We start from the raw sequence: 21,607 nt of genomic DNA on the forward strand, positions 1-21,607 counted from the left end.
CAGTTGATTTAAAATAAAAATAATTTTGATAATTAATATATTATTAATTATAAGTAGTTAAATTTTCTTTTTTTAAAACAAGGAAAGAATATGAAAAAATTATTATTAACTTTTAGCATAGTGGCTAGTTTGTTTGCAAATAACGACCTTAGATTTAATCAAAAATATTCTATAAAAACCATAGAATTTGAAGGTAAAATCTATAAAATTAGAGCTTATGAAAACATACCTTATGTTAAAAATATCATAGATAAGGATTATCAAAGTTTTAATTTTTATATACTTGATGAAAATGATGATAAAAAGCTTCAAAAGGCACCGATATTTTTACCAAATTTTATAGGTGGATACAGAAGTGCAAAAATTACTTATATTGATGATAAAAGTCCATTTACACAAGCAAGTTTAAAAGCTCTTAGCAATGGCTATGCTGTAATTTTAGCAGGTTTTAGGGGTGCTAATAATATTAAAGATGGTGAGTATTTTGGCAAAGCACCTGCTTCTATTGTGGATTTAAAGGCACTTGTTAGGTATTTGCATTTTAATGATGATTTGATGCTAGGTGATGCAAATAAAATCATATCAAATGGCACAAGCGCTGGTGGTGCTATGAGTTTGCTTTTAGGGCTTTCTCAAAATACCAATGACTATGATGAGTATTTAGAAAAACTAGGAGCTGCAAAAGCAGATGATAGCATATATGCAATTAGTTCTTATTGCCCAATCACAAACCTTGAAAATGCTGATATGGCTTACGAATGGCAATTTAATGATAATTATGATTACAAAACTTTAAAATTTAGCGATATGGTTGATTTTAGAAAAAAACGAGAATTTGTAACAGGAAAATTAAATGAAGAACAAATTAGAGAATCTAAAAAATTAGCTAAAGATTTTGTAGCTTATCTAAATTCATTAAACCTTGTTTATAAAGGTAAAAAATTAAACTTAAACGATGATTTAAACGGGAGTTTTAAAGACTATTTAACCGAGATTTTAGGGGCTGATTTAAATATCACAAGAAGTAAAATCACCCTAGCATTTGATAAAGCTGATTTAAGTAGTGCGGAAAATGAGCTTTTTGGAGACAATACAACAAAAGCAAATCATTTTAGTCAAAATTATGAGAGCAAAACTGATAAAAAACTTGTTGATTTAATGAATATTATGAACTACTTAAATAATGATAAAGCAGCTAAATTTATTAGAATTAGAGTTGGTAAATTAGATAGCGATACTTCTTTTGCTATTAGTGCAATTGTTGCTTTAAAACTTATGGAAAATGGCTTTAATGTGGATTATAAGTTAGTTGATGGGGTAGGGCATAAAGGTGATTATGATTTAGATGAACTTTTTGCTTGGATTGATGAAGTAGTGCAAGAAAATAATTAAAATATAGGACAATATATTTATCCTATATTTTATTGATTATTTCAATTTCGCTTTGTTTAAAGTCTAGTTTTTGACTTTTATTATCGTTTAAATCCATTTCTATATACACTGTATCACTTAAACTTGATAATATCAAAACATCTTTTAAAACATAATTTCCATCAATTAATTTGCAAATATTTCTCTCACCTTTTAGCTCATCACAAAGTCTAATATCAAGCTTTTTATAATTTACAAAATAACTCATATAAAGACTATTTTTACTAATCACCATATCAGTTCTAAAGCCACCTATATTTGCTAATTTCACCACTTTTATATCAAGGCTAAAAAAATACCAAATAGAGCAAATTATCCAAATAATTTTGATAAGCAAACTAAATCTTTTGAAAAGATATGCAAACACACAAAGAACTATAAAAATACCCATCATAATATTTAAACAACTATTTAGAGTAGGTAGGGAAATATTATCGTAATTTGTCGTTTGATAGACTTGAACAAGGCTTAAAAATACTAATTCAACCACTATAATAACGGCAATTGCAATTATCAAAAATACTTTTTCATATAAAAAATTAATTATTTTTGAAGTTAAATCATTAGCTTTTTTTGTTTTTGTTTTACATGCAAGTAAAACTACAAATTCTATCATAATATAAGGAATTATTCCTATAAAAATAGAATATATAAAACATACATAACCAAAAGTAAGAAGTAAATTAAAATCAAACCTAGGCAAATAACCAACTTCAAATAAATAATATTTAGTATAAGCAATAACAGAAACTAAGGTAATCAAAACTAGCGAAAATCTCATAGTTTTTGTAAATAAATTAGCAATTTTTAAAAGCTTAGAATAGTTTATTAAAAACCTTTTCATCTGCAAAGAATAATTTTCTAAACTATTTCTAGTCTTTCTTATAAAACAAATTTTTATTTTTCTAATAAAAGACATTTTAACTACTTTTTTATAATTTAGCAAAAAAGTCGTTTATTTTTTAGGAATTTGAATTAGGAATTTAAATATTTTTATATAATCAAAAAAACTTATAAGGACAAACTATGAACTCAAGCTTATTTTTAATGGGTAGGATAAAAGAACTTGCAAATGAAATGATTTTAAACGAGCTTAACAAAAGAGCCGAGTTTGATTTGTCATTTTCGCATGCAGATATTTTAAATATGCTTTTTGATGAAAATGAGTATTGTATGGTTCAAATCGCTCAAAAAATCCATAGAAGCAAAGCTACTGTAAGCTCATTAATTGATAAATTAGAGCTAAATGGTTATGTTATGAAAAGACAAAGTGAAGAAGATAGTAGAATGTATTTAATTAAAGCTACCAAAAAAGCTTTGGATTTAAGAGTAGTTTTTGAAGAAGTTTCTAATATAGTTTTTTCTAAATTATTAAAAGATTTTTCAAAAGCCGAAGCTTTATTAATAGAAGAATTATTAGAAAAAATGCTAAAAAATATAAAAGATTAACTTTTTAATATAAAATAGTTCGTTATCAAACTAAAAGGAGATAAAATGAACAAAAATTTTAGCATTGAGAGTTTAGGTGAGTTTTCAAGTATTAGTAGAGTTGATTTAAAAGATAAGCTTGATTTTACTTCTTGTGAGATAAGTATTAATACACTTTTGGCAAATACAAATGTGCCTTTTATACATTATCATAAAAACAATGAAGAAATATATATTATCTTAAATGGAAATGGGGAAATAAAGTTAGATAATGAACTAATTTTAATTAAAAAAGGCGATATAATTAGAGTTGCTCCTAGCGTTAGAAGACAGATTTTTGCTAAAAGTGATTTAAATTATATCTGTATTCAAGCTAAGGAAAATTCTTTAACTCAATATACATTTACAGATGGTGTGATTGAATAAAATTAAAAGTTTTTATATATAGCTTTAAAATGTCTATATATTAAAATTTAGTATTTTTAAATACCTAAATATTACAAAGATTTAGCACGGAATAAATATTCCGTGTATTTTTAAGAATTTACGATTTCATTTAGAATGTGATTTTCATATTCTTTTAGATATTTTTGCGTATCATCACCCTTATGAACATCATAACAAGCAAAGGTTTTAAGCGCACTCATTCCGGCTGATTGGTTTGCTTTATGAAGACTTACGCTTAGCCCATCAACCCCAACATCACTAAAAAATTGCCCTTCTTCAAAAAATGCAACTTTAGGAGCGTTAAAAGTCCAAGAAATCATATATTTTTTACCTTGGCTAAGCCCACCTGAGCCGTATTTTTTGCTAGGGTCGCTTCTACTTCTGCCATCATTTTCCCAAAGTTTTCCTTTACCAGCTGTATAAACTTTGGCTAGATATTCCCAAAAAACCCAAGGTGCATTCATATAAAAGCAAGGAATTTGATAGATTATGATATCAGCTTTTAAAAACTTTTCTACCTCTGTTGCTTCATCATAGCCTTGATTTATAGTGGTTTGCTCTACATTAAAGCCGTTTTTGCTTAAAGTCTTAAAAGCAACTTCTTGCAAGCTAGCGTTTAGCTCGCCTTTTGAGAAAAGATAAGGCATAGAACCATTAATCAGTAAAACATTTTTCATAAAACCTCCTTAATTTATGGTAAAGTCATTATAATTAATGGGAGTTTTTTGTCAATACGAACAAAAAGGAGAGTGTATGCAAAATCATTTAGAAAATTGTGGGCTAAAACACGCCCTAAAACAGATTTTTGGCAAATATAAAATTGAGATTATGTATAATCTTTTGCATAGCGAAGTCTTAAGATACAACGAGCTTAAAAGAGCCGTTGGAGATGTTTCTTTTAAAAGCCTTACAAGAGCTTTAAAAGAGCTTGAAAATGATGGTCTAATAATTCGCACAGAATATCCAGTAATCCCACCAAAAGTAGAATATAAACTAAGCGAAAAGGGACAAACTTTAGTTCCAATTATGAAAATGCTTTGCAAATGGGGGATTGAAAACAAATAATTCTTATTTCAAATTCTAATGATTTTATGGTATTAAAATCTAATTTAATAATTAGAAAAACAAACTTAAAGCACAATAAATAAGCATTAAAGCTAGAATAATATTTGTAATTTTTGCATATTTTACGAATAAAACACTAAAAATACTACCAAAGCCAGCCCAAAGAAATGTAAAAATACTTCCTATAAAGGCTAGTAAGAATGCAAAAAGTATTAACATAAAGAAATCATTTTGATAAAAAGGCATTATGAAAGTTTGCATTGACACTATGCAATAAATATAAATTTTTGGATTTATAAATTGCAATAATGCACCTTGAATAAAGCTATTTGTAGGCTTTACATTATCATTTAATGTGCTTTTTATAATCTTAAAGGCTAAATAAGTTAAATAAATAGCTCCGATTATTTGCATATAAAATTGAAGCATAGGAATATATACTGATAATAAATTGCAAAAAATAGTGCAAATTAACATTACAACGCTAAAGCCTACAAAAACTCCGAAATTAAAAGGCAAACTCTTTTTAAATCCGAAATTTTTCGCATTTATCATTGATAAGATATTGTTTGCCCCTGGTGTAATAGACATAATCACAGCATAAGATAAAAAACTAAACCAACTAAACATATTAATCCTTTGATATTAAAACTAATTTATATATTTTTCACTATTTCAAATTCTAAAAAAAATTAGAATTTGAAATAGGAATTTGCTTTAGCTAGTTTTTGCTAATTCTTTGATTTTTTCTATTGTTTCGTAATTTACGCCAAATCTTCTTGAATATTTACTAACACAAGAATCAACTAAAAATTCTAAAACAATCTCACGAGCAACTTCTTTAGAACATAAATTATCTTTAATTAGCCTTGTTATTTCTTCTAAAATTTCTGCTTTTATGTTTAATAAATCAATCTTTATAAACTCACCTTCAAATGCTTTTGGACTTTGGGTAAAATCTTCTTTGTTTTCTTTATTATAAACTCTTCTAGCTTTTGCCACTCTTTTCTCAATTACCGAATATCCTAAGGCATTCTTACCATTACTAGGCTCTTTTATAAGCTCAGGAGTAATTAAGAAAAAGTCATCCAAAAACGCTCCCGTTCCATTATCATCAACCCTAAGGCTTAAATCAAAACCATATAATTTTTCTTCTTTTTCTTGATTTAAAAACTCTTTTTCAAGCTTTTTATAAACATCATCGTTAAAGCATAAAATATCAAATTCTCCAACTTCATCAACAACTTTAATCTTAGCAAATGCCTTATTTTTCTTGCTGATTTTAAATTCTGCATCAATTACAACACCCAAGCTAAAGGCATTATAATCTCCATACTCGCTTTGAGCGAATTCGCTATGCTTTAAATAGTCTATTTTTTCAACTAAATGAGAAAATCTTTTTATATCGCCTTTGATTTTTTTGCCACCTTTTTTGACAAAAACTTCAAAACCTAAGGCGTTTTTATCAAACTCATTTACGCCTATATCTTGAGCATCAACTTCAACTAAACTATTTAAAAATAAAGTATTTTTGCCATTTTCACGCTTATTGTTTAGTAAAAATCCATAAAGAGATTTTTTGGTTTTTGTATCCGAAGAAGCAAGGTTCATAGCTTTATATTTTGACGCTAAAATTTCTATTAAATCAGGGTTAAAGCATAAAATATTAAAGTTTGAATAATAATCAAGCGCTTTAATATTTGCATAACTTTTACCGCTTTTACTTTGTTTAAAATCAACTTCTTCAATAATACCTAAGCAAAATGCTTGATAATCACCATCATCTAAGTTTTCAAAATCAGAGCTTTTATAATGATCTATTGATTTAATTTCTTTTTTAAACTCATCTAGTGGGTGAGTTCCTAAATAAATGCCTAAATATTCTTTATCAAATTCTGCAAGTTCGGCAACGCTAAATTCTTCTTGATTTGTAATATCAATACTACTATGATATTCGGTTTCAAACTGAGAAAACAAGCTTTCTTGTAATCTTTTATCATGCTCTTTTTTTGCTTTAAATTCATTAATAATATAATCAATTGCAGCTAAAGAGCTTTTTCTATTAATTCCTATGCATTCAAAGCAACCCGTTTTAGCTAAAGCTTCTATGCCTTTTTTATTCATATAAGCAGCATCAGCTCTTGCAATAAAGTCTTTTATATCGGTAAATGGCTTATCTCCTCTAGCTTTAGTAAGACCTTCAGCGCTTGGAATTCCAAAGCTTTTAATTGAGCCTAGTCCATAAACAATAGCAGCTTTTCCATCTTTATCAATAACGTTGAATTCTCTTGTGCCATCATTGATATTTGGTGGTAAGAGCTCTATTCCTAATCTATCAAGCTCATCTTTGTATTTTTCAATTTTTTCAACCTTACCTTCTTCGCTAGTTAGTAATGCTGCCATAAATTCCGTTTCATAATATTTTTTAAGATAAGCAGTCTGAAATGCTACTAGAGCATAAGCAGCCGAGTGAGATTTATTAAAGCCGTATTCAGCAAACTTTAAGATAAGCTCCCATAAATCATCAGCCTTTTTCTCATCAAAGCCTTGTTTTATAGCTCCATCTAAATACTCGCCTTTTAGCTTAATCATTTCTTCAAGCTTTTTCTTACCCATTGCACGGCGAACTAAATCAGCTCCACCTAGGCTAAATCCACCGATGGTTTGAACGACTTGCATAACTTGCTCTTGGTATACAATAACCCCATAAGTTGGCTCTAAAATAGGCTTTAATTCAGGGAAAGCATATACAGCAGGTTTTCTTCCATGCTTAATGTCAATAAAATCATCAACCATTCCACTATCAAGTGGTCCTGGGCGATAAAGTGCAAGAACCGCAATCAAATCCTCAAAGCAAGTTGGCTTAAGTCTAGCATTTAAATCTTGCATTCCTGAGCTTTCTATTTGAAAAATCCCAAGAGTGTTACCTGTTTGAATTAAATCATAAACGCCTTTATCATTTACATCAATTTTGTTCCAGTCTATATCTATATTATGGCGTTTTTTAATAAGTTTTATAGCATTATCAATAACGGTTAAAGTTTTAAGTCCTAAGAAGTCAAACTTAATCAAATCAACATCTTCAAGATAATCTTTCATATATTGAGTTACTAACGCATCTGATTTTGGCTGTTTAAATAATGGAGTTTTTTTCCATAATTCTTCGTTTGAAATAACAACGCCAGCAGCATGCATTCCGGCGTTTCTATTAAGTCCTTCAAGGGCTAATGAATATTCCCAAACCCTTGTTCCTATTTTACTTTTGCCCCTTACATCATCAGGATGACAAACTATATTTTTATATTCAGCGCGATTGTCTAAATCTTCAATGAAAGCTTTAATATCAGGGTTTTTTTCGTAAGCATCTTTTAAAGTGATTTTTAATTCTTCAGGCACTAATTTTGCTAAAGTATCAGCATCTTTTATGCGTAAATCACAAACCCTTGCAACATCACGAATAACACCTTTTGCAAGTAATTTACCAAAAGTAATTACTTGGGCTACGTTATAACGACCATATTTTTGCACAACATAATCAATTACTTCTTCACGCCTATTTTGACAAAAATCCACGTCAATATCAGGCATAGAAACACGCTCAGGATTTAAAAAACGCTCAAAAAGTAGGTTATAAGGAAGTGGGTCTAAATCAGTTATTTCTAGACAAAATGATACTAATGAACCTGCAGCAGAACCCCTACCAGGTCCAACAGGAATATCCATATCTTTAGCAGCTTTAATAAAATCATGAACGATTAGCATATAACCACTAAAACGCATATTTTTAATAATATTTATCTCAGTTCTTAAACGCTCTTTATAGGTTTCGTGTTTGCTCTCATCAATATAAACCAAACGCTTAGCAAGTCCGTCCCAGCAAAGCTTTTCAAACAATACATCATCATTATCAAAACTAAAAATATCTTTACTAGGAAGCTCTAAGCCGATTTTTTCGGCGTATTCAAGGGCGAATTTAAAGTTCGGCGGAGTAGGGTTTCCTAAGTTTAATTCTAAATTACATTTATCAACTATTTCTTGAGTATTTTGCACAACTTCAGGCACATCAAGGAATAATTCATACATTTCTTCAGGGCTTTTTACATAAATTTCACTCATTGTATGTCTTAAGCCTGTGTTTTTCTTAGCATCTTCGCTTTCAGGATCAACCCCAACAATATCTCCTGTGCTAATTGCCATGAAAATATTTTGAGCTTGAGCTCTATCTTTATATGTATAATGCGAATCGTTTGTAGCAATTACTTTTATACCTAATTCTCTTCCTAATTTAAGTATATTTGTGTCTATATTATATTGAGAATTAATCCCCATTCTCATAATTTCAAGATAAAAATCATCTCCAAAAACTTCTTTATACCAAAGTGCAGCAGCCTTAGCTCCTTCGTAGCCTTTAGCTCCCATGTCGGCGTTTGTTTTTCCATTACGGCGAACTTCTTTATCATTTAAGTGCCAGTTAATCTCACCAGCAAGACATGCAGAACTACAAATAATGCCTTCGCTATGCTCTTTTAATAATTTTTTATTAATTCTAGGGCGATAATAAAAACCATCTATATGAGCTCTTGAAGTAAGATACATAAGGTTTTCATAGCCTTTTTGATTTTTGGCAAATAAACATATATGCCAGCGATGATTTGTTGAAGTGCTGCTTATATCATCTTCTTCGTGTAAGTAGCCTTCAAATCCTATAATAGGCTTAATGCCGTGCTTTTTCATACTTTTATAAAAGTGAATAGCCCCAAACATTACTCCATGATCGGTGATTGCACAAGCTTTAAAATTTAGCTCTTTTAGTCTTTTTGCTAATTCATCAATTTTGTTTGCACCATCTAAAAGTGAATATTCCGTATGTAAATGTAAATGTGTAAAATCCATATATTATCCTTTAGGGCTATTTTAGTCGTTTTATCTAAAGACTTCTTAAACGCAAATTCCTAATTCAAATTCTTTGAAATTTTTGTGGAATTTGAATTAGGAAAATAATTTTAATTATTAAATGAGTTTTTTAAAATATCTAGCATTTTTGCTTGATATTTTTTGATTTGCTTTTCTTCCCATTCATCATTATTTTTATATACTTCTAAAAGCTTTAAGCTAATTACCAAACCATTATTTAAAAAATCTTCAAATATTAACTTTTTCTTATAAAAAGGCTTATCGCTAAAGCTTGAGTTTTCGCTATCGTTGATTAGTGCTAGATTGCCTAAATCGTCTATTTTACCTTTGCTTTGCGGATATATATGCTCAACTGAATTAATATCTCTAAAACGATAATTTGCAATGTTATTTTTATAGTTGTTTTTAAAACCATCATTATGCATTAGATAGTATTCATAGCGTTGTAACCAATAAACAATATTTGGATGATTATAATTTAAATCATTAAGATTGTCATTTTTTGCTAGATTATCATCTAGTTTTTTTAACTCTTTAAATAAATCTTCATCGCTATCACAAGTTAGCAAAGTTTCCAAATATTCACTAGGATTTCTAGCTACTCTTAGATAATTTAAAAATAATTCAAGCTTAACATCCTTTAAATCTCCTAAAAGCATAAAATCTTCATCAACTCTTCTAACACTTCTTCTATCAAAAATAATTCTATATTCTTTTAAAGCATTTATTATTTTTATGGCGTTTTCTTTTGTTTGCTCTATTTTTTCCCAAGTGCTTTCTATGAGATTTGTTTTATCAATTTTAATTGTATCGCCAAATAAAATCCTAAAAACATGCAAAACAAAGGTTGAATAATCAATAATGCTTTTATATTCTTTAAAATTAGATATTAAAATCTTACTTATGCTAAGAGCTTCGTATTTAGTATCAAAATCTGCAATTTTATTTATCTGCATACATTCATTTAAAATATTTGAATATTTAAAATATTTTTCATCATCTCTTACAAGCTTAAGTAAAAATGATTTTAAAATATCGCTTTCATTAAGAGCTTGTGAATTGCTATTTATATTTATAAAATAATTGCCACAATTAATACCATCTAAAATCACAAGATTTATTCTGATATTTTTAAAAAGTTTTTCGTTTAATTTTGACTTATCATTATCTTTAAAATACTCTTTAAAAGTCTTAAAGGCATTGTCTATGTTCTCTCCTAAATTATGAAAATCATAATCCCAAATAGCATCTACTATATCTTCTCTTAAAGGCATTTTGAATCTACATTCATTTTCTAAATACGCAAAATTAAAAGCATTTGCAAATTCTCCTTCAGCTTTCATCATTTTGTTATTTTCATAGCACATATAAGCACATAAGAAAAATATCGTGCTAAGTCTTTGTTGTCCATCAATTATCACTAATTCATCATCTTTAAGGCTTGCTGTAATCGTGCCTATGAAATACTCTTCATTTGCGTTTAAAATATCATCTAAAAGTGTTCTTATTTGCCATGTATCCCACTCGTATAGCCTTTGATAAATAGGTATTACAATGCTTTTATTAATTTTATTTAGACTTATTATTTCACTTTGCATTACTTGCTCCTAAAATATTGTATTTTTTAAACTCATCTTCTAAAAATTCAAGCCTTTGAAATGAACTAATTTGATATTCTTCTAATCTTATTAAATTATCTAATCTTCTTATAAAATCATTTTCACAATTTGAGTTTATGACCATTTTAGTAATTCTTCTAAGGTCTGCAACAAGCGAAATATAATCAGTCCTTCCACCTATAATAACCTTATAATACATTATCCTTACAATCATTCTTACCACCCTATCAAAATCTCCATCAAGAAATTTATCAAGATATACAATAAGTGCAAATTGTGTGTATATATAAGAATAATCATAATATTTGCTTTTTGGATAATTACTTTTAACAAGTTTATTCAAAAAGCTGCTTTTAGCTATCACATCTTTATTTTCATAATGTTTTTTAACCCAAGAAAAAAAGCTAATTCCATTAGCAAAACTTGCATTTATATTGTTTAGATTTAAACCTGTGCTAAAAGGTGTAATTTTGCAATATTCATCAATAATATCAATAGCCCAAGAATAATAATAAAAATCAAATTTATGCTCATCATCAAATTTTCTAATCATTGCTAAATTTTCTAAGAAAAATTGAAAATAGTTTTTAACCACTTCGTTACTTTCATATATTTTATTGCTTTTACCATCTTCAATAAATTCATTATATTTTTTCACATAGTAATTAATCAAATCACTTTGAGAATTTATAACCCAAAAAGCCTTGATTAGGTCGTAATTTTCTAGCTTTTTGCCCTTAGTATTGATATTATCAAAAAATAAAAACTCATTTTTAGCATCAATCGTGCTAATACAAATAAAATTAATCTTTTCTAACTTTTCGTAAAAATTTGTTTTATTTTTTAAATATTCTTTTAAAAAATCGTAATTTTTCTTTATATTTATATGCGATATTTGATGATAATATTTAGCGTTTTTTAAAAAATTCTCATTATCTTTATCCAAAGCCATCAAAATAAGTTTTATAGTAGTTAGCCTTTGTTGTCCGTCTATTATTTCATAAATTGGTTTATTATCTTCTGTTACTTTGTTAGTTTTGTATAAAACGATAGAGCCGAGTAGTGTTTTATTTTCACTACTTTCAATATCCTTTAAAAGCGTTTTTATATGATTTTCATTCCACACATAAGGGCGTTGATATTCTGGTATAATTAAGTTTTTGCCTAAAATTCTTTCAAAATTAATAATTTTTGAATTTATACTCATTTTCTCTCCTTAGCTTAAAAAGTATTTTATAAATATTTTAAATAAAACTTAGGCAAAGTTTTTAAACTAGGGCATTCATCAAACATATCACTTAATTGAAAAAATTTTCTATCTTACTAGTATCAAATTCAAGCTTTTGATTAAAACTTTTACAATAATAAAACATATTTTCCATATTTTCTACATTTTTTGTATCAAATTCTATCTTTTGATTAAAATTGAAACAATTTCTAAACATATCACTCATATCTTTTACATTAGAAGTATCAAATTCAAGCTTTTGATTAAAAATTTCACACGAAGAAAACATAACACTCATGTCTTCTACATTGCTTGTGTTAAGCTTAAGTAATTGATTAAAATTTGAGCAACCTGCAAACATAGCTCTCATATCTTTTACATTAGAAGTATCAAATTCAAGTTTTTGATTAAAATCACATATAAAAAACATAAATTTCATATCCTTTACATTACTTGTATTAAATGAAAGTTTATTGTTAAAATTACTATCTGCAAACATAAAACTCATATCAACTACATTAGAAGTATCAAAACTAAGCTCTTCATTAAAATAATAACAATGAGCAAACATCCCACTCATATTAAGCACTTTGCTAGTGTCCCACTCGTTAATCCCACTAAAATCACTTCGCTTACAATTATAAAAAAGCCAACTCATATCGGTAATTAAACTTGTATCAATATCACCTAGATAAATGCTCTCATCATTTACTAGCTCTTTTAATTCTTCTTTTGTAGTTGGTTTTAGATTGTTTTTATTCGAAATTTTGCTTTTAATTAAAGGCTTTGTAGGGCTTAAGACAAATATTTTAAACTCATCTTCTATGTTTTGGTCAAAAAACACTACACCTTCTTCTAGTCTATTGTATATATTATTCATCGTTTCAACATATTCATAAAAGTTGCAGTCTTGCGGTAAATTTGTATATATAATACAACCATTTTCTACATTTATTGCATCGTAATTATCATATGCTTTCAATACTCCGCATTTAATATTTTCTAACATTTGAGAAAGATTAAAAAAGGTATAATCGTGAATACCAAAGCCTTTGACATCTTTTAATAATATATTGTAAATAATCTTTAAAACAACGCCTTCTTCTATAAATAAACCTTCTTCGCTATATGCTAAATTTATTTTATCGCCATATATCTTTTCTATTAATTTTAACATTTTTTCTCTTTTTTAAGTTCAAATTCCTATTTCAAATTCTTTTGTGAATCAAAAGATTTTTGTAAGACTTCTAACATTGCCTTTTGGTGATCTTGAATTTGTCGTGATAACCATTGGTTTTTATCGCCATCTTTGTATTTTTTATTTTCAAATACATCAAATAGTTTTAAACTTATAATTTTATTTTTGTTAAAATCTATTCTTTTCTTTTCATATCCTTGATTACTTAGGCTAGAGTTCTCGCTAGAGCTAATAAGGGCTAAATTGCCAAACGAATGCAAATCATTTTCAGTTATTTTATTATTATTTTGATCTTCTTCATGTTGAGCTAAGATATGCTCTACTGAATTAATATTTCTAAAATAATAGCCATTTTTATAACTTTCAAACTTCTCTTTAAAATCTGCTCCTAATTCTTGATTTGTATGATAATCACCGATTAACAAATAATATTCCAAGCGATGAAACCAATAAGTAAGATTTACTTTATGATTTCCACGATTGCTATAGTTTAAAAAACTAAATTTATTTTCATTTATATCGTTTAAGCTATCTTTTATTGAAATTGTATCGCCAAAATTTATTGCATTAATTTCATCAATCAGATTTGTTGTTTTGTTTAAATCGTTCGCCATCTCAAATTGTTTTAATGCCAAAAAGTCATCAATGCTTTTTAGGTAGTTTCTAAGATTATCTGCATTCTTACTATCTTTTAACTTAGCCAAACAATTGTCTCTACTTATTTCTTCTTTACTCATAATTTCGTTTTTACAAAATTCTAAATAATGTGTTAAAAAATAATGATAATTAGCATTATCTCCACGCCTTGCTACTCTTAGATAGTTTTGAATGGTTGCTAAATCATTAGCCTCACTTACTTCATTCCAATTATTGTTTTTATTCCATAACTTATATATATTTTCATCATCATCATCAGCTTTTCTTTTTATCACAAAGGTATCAAAAATGGTTCTATATTCTTTTAAAGCATCTATGATTGTTTGTGCTTGTTCTGCATTCAATCTATCATTTAATTTATCCCAAGTATTTTCAAGGAATTTATCTTTTTTTATTGATATTTGTGCTTTTTCTTTGAAAATTTTTTTATTAGGTTCTTCTTTTAATTCTTGCCTTGATAAAATCTTAAAAACATGTAAAACAAAGGTAGGGAAATCAATTATACTCTTAAATTCTGCTCGGTTATTATCATTATTTGAATAATTTTGTATTTTTTTTGCATTATCAATTATATTGTTAATAGTTGGAACTTCCCCACTTGTATTCTCATAATTTTTAGAAAAATCAGAAAAATAATTCATCTGCGAACATTCATCAAATATCCTAGCGTATTCTGTAACTTTACTCTTATCCTTATCACTTATTAGTTTTAATAACCTTGCCTTTAAAATGTCTGTGCCATCAAGCTGAACGCCTGTATTATTCATTCTTACAAAGTATTTATTTAGCTCGACTTGTTTGCTTAAAATCACTAGATTGAACTTAACTTTTTCTTTTATAAAATTAATAAAATTTTCTTGAAGTGCTTGTTTAAATTCTTTGTTTTCCTTATTGTTTTTACCAAAATACACTTCAAAAGTTTTAAAAGCATTCTTAAAACCTACATTAGTGTTGTTTTTTTCGTTAAAACATTCATCTAAAGATTTTTTATTATCACAATAATTATTTATCGCCTTAATGTCTTCTTCTCTAATAGGCATTTCTATACCAAAATAATCTTTTGCCTTAAAATTTTTTCTCAATAAATACCTTAAAACAAGCCAAATAGTAGTCAGCCTTTGCTGTCCATCTATAAGGATATATTTGCCATCATTTTCTGATACTACGATATTACCTATAAAATGAGATTTTTGGTTTTTATTATGCTCAATACAATTTTTAAAATCATCTAAAAGAGCTTTTATTTGTTCATCTTTCCAAGCATAAAGCCTTTGATAAGGTGGTATTATAAAAGTTTTGTTTTTAACGGCATTATCGGTAAAGCTTGTAATTAACGATTTAGTATTATTTAGCATTATTTTTTCCTTTCATCATTATATTTATGTTTATATACGATTTTGTTTTCAAAATTTTTGTAAAAATTATCAAGATAGGCTGTTAGTTCATTGTGAGTTTTTGCTTTTATAGTTTTATTTGCTTTTAATTCTTCTTCTTGGCATTTTTGCCCTTTCTTTTCTAATAGTTTTTCCACCTCACTAGCATAACTTGCAAAATAAATATGCTTTACTAAATCCTTAGCATTCTTAGGGCAATTTACCCTATCTTCTAGTAATCTATGCGAGTATACTACCCTTAATAATGATGCTAATATTTCTTCAGAATTTTTAAATTTACTTTCACACAAGACTAAACATATCATAAGTCCATCAAATGTATTTAAATTGCCAACATTTGAATGTGGTTTCCATAGATACTTAAAAAAATTGTTATTTTTTTCTAAAATAAATTTATATATTTTTTCGTATTTTCTAAGATACTTAAAGAAATCATCCCCATATTTATAATTAGATAAAATCCCCATATTTGTAGCTCTTTTACCATTTAAATCTTCATGGCAAAGCTCATTAAAAGCAACTTTGTCAAACTTATTATCTCGACTACTTCCTTTTATCCATAGTCTTGTAGGAATTAAAAATTTTAATAGAAGTGTCTTTATATTAGGCTGGGTTTTACATTTTTCTTCAAATAAACTTTCATAATATTTTGCCCATTTATTTAGCATTTTTTCGTTTTTAATAGATTGAAGATGAAAAGCCTTTATTAAATCATAGCTTTCTAGCTTTTTGCCTTTTGAGTTGGTATTATCAAAAAAGATAAAAGCATCATCGGCTTTTGTTGTAGCTACTATGATAAATTGTGTATTTTCTAGATTTTCTAAAAAATCTTTAGCCTTATCTTTATCACTCAAATAGTTTTTAATATACTCGTAATTAATCTTGATATTATCTTGAGAAATTTTATGAAAAAAACTTACATCGTTTAAATAATTATCATATTCCTTTAAATCTTCTTTTAGCTCATCATGGTTATTTAACGCCGTTAAAATAAGTTTAATTGTAGTTAGTCTTTGCTGTCCGTCTATTACTTCATAAATTGTTTTATCATCTCGCTTGATTTCGTGTAAAATAATAGAGCCTAACAAGGCTCCATCTTTAGTATTTTCAATATCTTTTAAAAGCATTCTTGTTTGCTTTATCTTCCACACATATGGGCGTTGATAATCAGGTATGCTAAGTTTTAATTCGCTTGCTAAAGTGTTAAAATTTATAACTTTTGAACTTACTTGATTTGTATCATTAAGCTTAAAATCAATACATTCCATAACATTCTCCTTTTAGTAATTAATCATAATAATTAATTATTATAGCAAAAGCATTGTCGTGATTGTGTCCATATAAAAAAATTTAAATTAAGATTTTTAATATATTTAAGGCTTTATGAAGTTAGCAAATTCCTATTTCAAATTCTTTGAAATTTTTGTGGAATTTGAATTAGGAATTTGATTAAGTATTATTCTTCTTTTTCGTTGATTTTTACTAATAATTTATAAGCTTTATAAACATTTAAAATAGCAGCTGCAATTCCAAACCCAAGCCCTACAAAAAATAAGGGCTTATAAAGTTTTGCAAGCAAGATTCCAAGTCCAACACCTATTAAAATAGCAACTACAACGCTAATTCCTAAACTTAAATAATTTGCTGCATTAACTAAGGTTCTAACTTTTTTAGCTCTGCTATTTTCTTGCTTATGCACGAATTGCCTTTGCAAATGCGTTTTTGAAAAGCTCTAATTCAGTATCTTCAAATGAAGTGCAAATAAAGGCTGTTTCATAGGTTGATGGTGCTAGATTTACGCCGTTTTCAAGCATAACTTTATGAAATCTTGAAAACTTAGCTGTATCGCTAGTCTTTGCTTCATCATAATTTGTAGGATATTTTTCATTAAAGAAAAATCCTAACATTGAGCCTATATTTTTTGCTACAAAAGGAACTCCTGCTTTTTTGCTCTCATCAAGCATTATGCTAATTGCTGCCTTTGCCCATTCATCGCATTTTTTATAAATATCTTTATTTAATTTGCTTAAACTTGCAATTCCAGCTGCCATCGCAAGTGGGTTTCCACTTAGTGTTCCTGCTTGATACACTCCACCTATTGGGCTTAATAATTGCATAATTTCTTTTCTAGCTGCATATGCACCAACAGGAAGACCACCACCGATTACTTTGCCAAAGCAAACCATATCAGGTTTAATATCATAAACTTCTAAAGCTCCACCTAAAGCAGCTCTAAAACCACTCATAACTTCATCAAAAATTAAAACGATTTTAAGCTCATCGCAAAGTTTTCTAAGCTCTATTAAAAACTCCTTGCTAGCAGGAACAAAACCCATATTTCCAGCAATAGGCTCGATTATAATAACGCCTATTTCATTGCCGTTTTGCTTAGCTGCTGCGATTTGCTCTTTTACGCTATTTATATCATTATACTTTGCTGTATAGGTGTCTTTTACAGCGTTTTTGCTAACCCCACTTGAGCTTGGAGTATTAAAAGTAGCTAAGCCACTTCCAGCATTTACTAAAAGCATATCAGCATGTCCATGATAACAACCATCAAATTTCATTATCCCATCACGCCCACTGAATGCTCTTGCAAGGCGGATTGCACTCATGGTTGCTTCTGTTCCGCTATTTACAAATCTAATCATTTCAATCGCTCTATATTGTGATATAACTTTTTTTGCTAATTCGCTTTCAGCTAAAGTAGGAGCTCCATAGCTTGTGCCATTTGCTGCTGCATCACATATTGCTTTGGTTATATCATCATCTGCGTGACCTAAAATACAAGGTCCATAGCTTTGCACGAAATCAAGGTATTTTTTGCCTTCAATATCATAAACATAAGCACCTTTAGCATTTTTTATAAATATCGGATCATTATCAACGCTTTTGAATGCTCTTACGGGAGAATTTACCCCACCTGCTATTAGTTCTTTTGCTTCTTTAAAAGCTTCTTTATTTGTCATTTTTTTCTCCTTTTTTCTTTATATATAAGTATAGATTTTTTATTTCTTCATTTGTTAAATAATAGTTTGGCATTATGTTTTTTGAACTTGTTTTGCTAACTAAGGCCTTATAAAAATTCTCATAACTAATATCTTTTATACTAGGAATTATTACTTTTATTGTTTTTCCGTTTTCTTTATATGTTGCAAATACTTGTTCGCTTCCATCAAGCCCATGGCATTTATCACAGCCAATTCCTCTTGGATTTTGATATAAACTTAATTGATATTCATCTTTACTTAAAAAATCGCTATTTGCATAAACAAATACGCTAAGTATTAATAAGATTAATTTTAGTTTCATTTTATAATCCGTTGTTTTTAGGGGTTATAATACACTCTTTATTTTTATAAAGGTTACAAATTGATATTAGATGGAAAAAAATTAAGCCAAGAATTATACATAAAATTATCATCAAAAATTAAAGAATTAAATACAAAACCATGCTTAGCAGTAATCTTAGTAGGAGATGATTATGCAAGTAGTATTTATGTAAGAAATAAATTAAAAGCTTGCAATGAATTAGGAATTATTAGTAAAGATTATAAATTAAGTTCAGACATTAGTGAAATAGAGCTTTTAGATTTAATCAAGTCTTTAAATGAAGATGAAAATATTGATGCGATTTTAGTTCAATTACCATTACCAAATCATATTGATAAAAATAACATTATAAACGCAATAAAACCTACGAAAGATGTAGATGGCTTTACTCCTTATAATTTAGGTTTAGTATTAGCTAATCAAGAGCCTTATTTTTATGCTTGCACTCCTTTAGGGATTAAAATTTTATTAAATCATTATAAGGTTGATTTAAAAGGCAAAAATATATGCATAATAAATGATAGCATTATAGTTGGACGCCCACTTGCTGCTATGATGATTAACGAAGGTGCAAGTGTTAGCATATGCCATAAATACACAAAAGATTTAAAAGAATATACCTTAAATGCTGATATTTTAATAAGTGCTACTGGAGTTTTACACCTTTTAAATGATGATTATTTAAAAGATGGAGCGATTTTGGTTGATGTAGGAATTACTAAAAAAATTGATGGAAAAATGATAGCAGGAGATTATATTAAGACAAGCGATAAAGCAAGTATGATTACCCCTGTTCCTGGTGGTGTTGGGCCTATGACAATATATGCTTTAATGCTAAACACCTATGAAGCAAGATTAAAAAAGGAAAAAAATGAAAGAAAATAAAACAAAATGGCAAAAATTAGTTGATTTTTGGAACTCATGGACTGGGACTATTGTATTTGTCTTAGTTTTTATATTTTTTGTAGCTCAAGCTTTTACGATTCCAAGTGGTTCTATGAAAAATACATTATTAATAGGCGATCATTTATTTGTAAAAAAATTCGCTTATGGAATACCAACTCCTAGAATACCATTTTTAGAAGTGCCTGTTTTACCTGATTTTAAAGGCGATGGACATTTATTAAGCTACGCAAAGCCAAAGCGTGGAGATATAGTAGTATTTTTATATCCACATAATACGAAATTACATTATGTTAAGCGTTGTGTTGGCTTAGGTGATGATGAGATAATTTATTCAAACAAAACTCTTTATGTAAGAATGCATGAAGGAGATGAATATATGAAAGCAAATTATCCTGAAAATAAGCAAGTAATTTTACAAGGTAAATTATATATAAAAGAGCCATTTACAAAAAAAGGAATTCATTATGATGAAAGAATTGATTTTGATAGAGTAATTGAAGCTTATATCGCAAAAAATCAATTCGCAATGGAGCCTATTTATGTCAGCGAATTAAAAGGACTTCATAAAGCATATTATTATAAAGTTCCTAGCAATGAATATTTTATGATGGGCGATAATCGTGACCATTCAAATGATAGTAGATTTTGGGGAAGTGTAGATTATAAATATATTGAAGGAAAGCCTTGGTTTGTGTATTTAAGCTGGGATGAAGATTATAATATTCGCTGGGAAAGAATGTTTAAAAGCGTTGATACATTAGAAAATGATGAGCGTTATATTCATCATGAAGTAAGCGATATTAATTCACTTGATTAAGATAATTTAAATTCCGAATTTAAATTCTTTTTGTTTTTATAAAAAAGCTTTAAAGCTGATTAAAATTACTTAGAATTTGAATTCGGAATTAACTTTTTGCTAATACAAAATCCGAATTCAAATTCTTTAAGATTAATTAAACAATGAAGGCGTATAGTTGCTTAGTTTTAATAGCGAATAAGCTTTATTAGTTGCTAGTCTTCCTTTTGCGCTTTTTTCAATATAATTATTTGAAATCAAATAAGGCTCAATTACATCTTCAATAGTTCTTTCATCTTCGCTTAAAGCTGCTGCAATTGTATTTAATCCAACAGCTTTTTTAGCCTTACATAAAAACTCAAGATAATTTAAATCGCATTCATCAAGCCCTAATTCATTTACACCTAAGCTCTCAAGCGCTTGTTTTGCTCTTTGTAAGCTTATTTTTGTTTCATTATTTACAATGGCAAAATCTCTAACTCTTTTAAGAAGTCTAAGAGCAATCCTTGGAGTGCTTCTACATCTTTTAGCTATTTCTTTACTAGCTTCATCATCACAACTTATATCAAGCTTTAAAGCTGCTTTTTTTATGATTAAAGCAAGTTCATCAGGAGTATAAAACTCTAATCTACAATTAATTCCAAATCTATCTCTAAGCGGAGTTGATATTCCACCACTTTTTGTTGTTGCAGCGATTAAGCAAAACTTAGCTAAATCAATTTTAACCGTTTGAGCAGCAGGACCACTTCCTATAATGATATCTAAGCGAAAGTCTTCCATCGCAGGATATAAAACTTCTTCAATAGCAGGACTTAGGCGATGAATTTCATCTATAAATAAAATATCTCCATCTTCAAGATTTGTAAGAATTGCAGCTAAATCTCCGCTTTTTTCTATCATAGGAGCTGCTGTTGTTTTTATATTTACACCCATTTCGTTTGCAATTATATTTGCTAGAGTAGTTTTTCCAAGCCCTGCAGGTCCAAAAAATAAAGTATGATCTAAGGGAGCATTTCTTAATTTTGCTGATTTTATAAATACTTTTAAGTTTTCTTTTGTTTTTGCTTGTCCTACATATTCATCAAAATTAGTAGGCCTTAAGCTAATTTCGTATTTGCTATCATCTTTAAATTGTTCAATTTCTACTATTCTTTCCATATTTTGCCTTAAATAATGTTTGTAAATAATTTG

The 21,607-nt window shown here is 28.0% G+C and carries 18 protein-coding genes and 1 pseudogene; 6 read left to right on the forward strand and 13 right to left on the reverse strand.

Annotated features, from left to right (window positions below):
• The first annotated feature begins 90 nt into the window (after window positions 1-90).
• The gene (locus AVANS14531_RS04415; protein WP_336611459.1) at window positions 91-1,392 is read left to right on the forward strand and encodes a subtype B tannase; all 1,302 of its coding nucleotides are present in this window, start codon (window positions 91-93) and stop codon (window positions 1,390-1,392) included.
• A 22-nt stretch (window positions 1,393-1,414) separates the two neighbouring features.
• Here AVANS14531_RS04415 and AVANS14531_RS04420 read toward each other — a convergent pair whose 3' ends face one another.
• Window positions 1,415-2,350, reverse strand: a complete 936-nt coding sequence (locus AVANS14531_RS04420; RefSeq protein ID WP_336611460.1) for a hypothetical protein — start codon at window positions 2,348-2,350, stop codon at window positions 1,415-1,417.
• A 107-nt stretch (window positions 2,351-2,457) separates the two neighbouring features.
• Between AVANS14531_RS04420 and AVANS14531_RS04425 the strand changes: the two genes are divergently transcribed.
• Complete coding sequence (locus tag AVANS14531_RS04425) at window positions 2,458-2,880, forward strand: MarR family winged helix-turn-helix transcriptional regulator (protein ID WP_336611461.1); 423 nt, start codon at window positions 2,458-2,460, stop codon at window positions 2,878-2,880.
• Window positions 2,881-2,925: 45 nt separating this feature from the next.
• A complete protein-coding gene (locus AVANS14531_RS04430; protein ID WP_336611462.1) occupies window positions 2,926-3,285 on the forward strand; it encodes a cupin domain-containing protein in 360 nt (119 codons plus the stop codon).
• Window positions 3,286-3,395: 110 nt separating this feature from the next.
• On the opposite strand, the gene AVANS14531_RS04435 is transcribed toward AVANS14531_RS04430, so the two are convergent.
• Window positions 3,396-3,983 (reverse strand): NAD(P)H-dependent oxidoreductase, encoded by a 588-nt coding sequence (locus AVANS14531_RS04435; protein WP_336611463.1) that lies wholly within the window; start codon window positions 3,981-3,983, stop codon window positions 3,396-3,398.
• A gap of 76 nt (window positions 3,984-4,059) precedes the next feature.
• Between AVANS14531_RS04435 and AVANS14531_RS04440 the strand changes: the two genes are divergently transcribed.
• Window positions 4,060-4,371 (forward strand): winged helix-turn-helix transcriptional regulator, encoded by a 312-nt coding sequence (locus AVANS14531_RS04440; protein WP_336611464.1) that lies wholly within the window; start codon window positions 4,060-4,062, stop codon window positions 4,369-4,371.
• A gap of 51 nt (window positions 4,372-4,422) precedes the next feature.
• Here the strand turns inward: AVANS14531_RS04440 and AVANS14531_RS04445 are convergent, their stop codons facing one another.
• The 10 genes and pseudogenes from AVANS14531_RS04445 to AVANS14531_RS04490 form a co-directional block, all read right to left on the reverse strand.
• On the reverse strand, window positions 4,423-5,001 hold the full coding sequence (locus tag AVANS14531_RS04445; protein WP_239817134.1) for a LysE family transporter: 579 nt from the start codon (window positions 4,999-5,001) through the stop codon (window positions 4,423-4,425).
• Window positions 5,002-5,877: 876 nt separating this feature from the next.
• Window positions 5,878-9,264, reverse strand: a pseudogene (dnaE, locus tag AVANS14531_RS04450) (DNA polymerase III subunit alpha); the annotation flags it as partial.
• A gap of 110 nt (window positions 9,265-9,374) precedes the next feature.
• On the reverse strand, window positions 9,375-10,883 hold the full coding sequence (locus AVANS14531_RS04455) for a DUF262 domain-containing protein (protein WP_336611465.1): 1,509 nt from the start codon (window positions 10,881-10,883) through the stop codon (window positions 9,375-9,377).
• Window positions 10,873-12,111 (reverse strand): DUF262 domain-containing protein, encoded by a 1,239-nt coding sequence (locus AVANS14531_RS04460; protein WP_336611466.1) that lies wholly within the window; start codon window positions 12,109-12,111, stop codon window positions 10,873-10,875. The genes AVANS14531_RS04455 and AVANS14531_RS04460 overlap by 11 nt, the downstream gene beginning before the upstream one ends.
• 91 nt (window positions 12,112-12,202) lie before the next feature.
• The gene (locus AVANS14531_RS04465) at window positions 12,203-13,309 is read right to left on the reverse strand and encodes a BspA family leucine-rich repeat surface protein (RefSeq protein WP_336611467.1); all 1,107 of its coding nucleotides are present in this window, start codon (window positions 13,307-13,309) and stop codon (window positions 12,203-12,205) included.
• A gap of 26 nt (window positions 13,310-13,335) precedes the next feature.
• Complete coding sequence (locus AVANS14531_RS04470; protein WP_336611468.1) at window positions 13,336-15,342, reverse strand: DUF262 domain-containing protein; 2,007 nt, start codon at window positions 15,340-15,342, stop codon at window positions 13,336-13,338.
• On the reverse strand, window positions 15,342-16,649 hold the full coding sequence (locus AVANS14531_RS04475; RefSeq protein WP_336611469.1) for a DUF262 domain-containing protein: 1,308 nt from the start codon (window positions 16,647-16,649) through the stop codon (window positions 15,342-15,344). The genes AVANS14531_RS04470 and AVANS14531_RS04475 overlap by 1 nt, the downstream gene beginning before the upstream one ends.
• 188 nt (window positions 16,650-16,837) lie before the next feature.
• Window positions 16,838-17,080, reverse strand: coding sequence for an AtpZ/AtpI family protein (locus AVANS14531_RS04480; protein ID WP_336611470.1), 243 nt, complete (start codon window positions 17,078-17,080; stop codon window positions 16,838-16,840).
• The gene (gene hemL / locus AVANS14531_RS04485; RefSeq protein WP_336611471.1) at window positions 17,073-18,350 is read right to left on the reverse strand and encodes a glutamate-1-semialdehyde 2,1-aminomutase; all 1,278 of its coding nucleotides are present in this window, start codon (window positions 18,348-18,350) and stop codon (window positions 17,073-17,075) included. The genes AVANS14531_RS04480 and hemL overlap by 8 nt, the downstream gene beginning before the upstream one ends.
• Window positions 18,340-18,693, reverse strand: coding sequence for a hypothetical protein (locus AVANS14531_RS04490; RefSeq protein WP_239817129.1), 354 nt, complete (start codon window positions 18,691-18,693; stop codon window positions 18,340-18,342). Before AVANS14531_RS04490 ends, hemL begins: the two co-directional genes overlap by 11 nt.
• 60 nt (window positions 18,694-18,753) lie before the next feature.
• Here AVANS14531_RS04490 and AVANS14531_RS04495 point away from each other — a divergent pair, with 60 nt between their 5' ends.
• Window positions 18,754-19,599 (forward strand): bifunctional 5,10-methylenetetrahydrofolate dehydrogenase/5,10-methenyltetrahydrofolate cyclohydrolase, encoded by an 846-nt coding sequence (locus AVANS14531_RS04495; protein ID WP_336611472.1) that lies wholly within the window; start codon window positions 18,754-18,756, stop codon window positions 19,597-19,599.
• On the forward strand, window positions 19,586-20,437 hold the full coding sequence (gene lepB, locus AVANS14531_RS04500) for a signal peptidase I (protein WP_336611473.1): 852 nt from the start codon (window positions 19,586-19,588) through the stop codon (window positions 20,435-20,437). Before AVANS14531_RS04495 ends, lepB begins: the two co-directional genes overlap by 14 nt.
• Before the next feature lie 132 nt (window positions 20,438-20,569).
• Here the strand turns inward: lepB and ruvB are convergent, their stop codons facing one another.
• On the reverse strand, window positions 20,570-21,574 hold the full coding sequence (ruvB, locus tag AVANS14531_RS04505; protein WP_239817126.1) for a Holliday junction branch migration DNA helicase RuvB: 1,005 nt from the start codon (window positions 21,572-21,574) through the stop codon (window positions 20,570-20,572).
• Between the last annotated feature and the right edge of the window lie 33 nt (window positions 21,575-21,607).

This window comes from Campylobacter sp. Cr9 (genome assembly GCF_020138295.1).
Lineage (GTDB): Bacteria > Campylobacterota > Campylobacteria > Campylobacterales > Campylobacteraceae > Campylobacter_E.

Coding starts and splice junctions, on each gene's coding strand:
- AVANS14531_RS04415 (WP_336611459.1), top strand. CDS start 91: ATGAAAAAATTATTATTAACTTTTAGCATAGTGGCTAGTTTGTTTGCA.
- AVANS14531_RS04420 (WP_336611460.1), bottom strand. CDS start 2,350: ATGTCTTTTATTAGAAAAATAAAAATTTGTTTTATAAGAAAGACTAGA.
- AVANS14531_RS04425 (WP_336611461.1), top strand. CDS start 2,458: ATGAACTCAAGCTTATTTTTAATGGGTAGGATAAAAGAACTTGCAAAT.
- AVANS14531_RS04430 (WP_336611462.1), top strand. CDS start 2,926: ATGAACAAAAATTTTAGCATTGAGAGTTTAGGTGAGTTTTCAAGTATT.
- AVANS14531_RS04435 (WP_336611463.1), bottom strand. CDS start 3,983: ATGAAAAATGTTTTACTGATTAATGGTTCTATGCCTTATCTTTTCTCA.
- AVANS14531_RS04440 (WP_336611464.1), top strand. CDS start 4,060: ATGCAAAATCATTTAGAAAATTGTGGGCTAAAACACGCCCTAAAACAG.
- AVANS14531_RS04445 (WP_239817134.1), bottom strand. CDS start 5,001: ATGTTTAGTTGGTTTAGTTTTTTATCTTATGCTGTGATTATGTCTATT.
- AVANS14531_RS04455 (WP_336611465.1), bottom strand. CDS start 10,883: ATGCAAAGTGAAATAATAAGTCTAAATAAAATTAATAAAAGCATTGTA.
- AVANS14531_RS04460 (WP_336611466.1), bottom strand. CDS start 12,111: ATGAGTATAAATTCAAAAATTATTAATTTTGAAAGAATTTTAGGCAAA.
- AVANS14531_RS04465 (WP_336611467.1), bottom strand. CDS start 13,309: ATGTTAAAATTAATAGAAAAGATATATGGCGATAAAATAAATTTAGCA.
- AVANS14531_RS04470 (WP_336611468.1), bottom strand. CDS start 15,342: ATGCTAAATAATACTAAATCGTTAATTACAAGCTTTACCGATAATGCC.
- AVANS14531_RS04475 (WP_336611469.1), bottom strand. CDS start 16,649: ATGGAATGTATTGATTTTAAGCTTAATGATACAAATCAAGTAAGTTCA.
- hemL (WP_336611471.1), bottom strand. CDS start 18,350: ATGACAAATAAAGAAGCTTTTAAAGAAGCAAAAGAACTAATAGCAGGT.
- AVANS14531_RS04490 (WP_239817129.1), bottom strand. CDS start 18,693: ATGAAACTAAAATTAATCTTATTAATACTTAGCGTATTTGTTTATGCA.
- lepB (WP_336611473.1), top strand. CDS start 19,586: ATGAAAGAAAATAAAACAAAATGGCAAAAATTAGTTGATTTTTGGAAC.
- ruvB (WP_239817126.1), bottom strand. CDS start 21,574: ATGGAAAGAATAGTAGAAATTGAACAATTTAAAGATGATAGCAAATAC.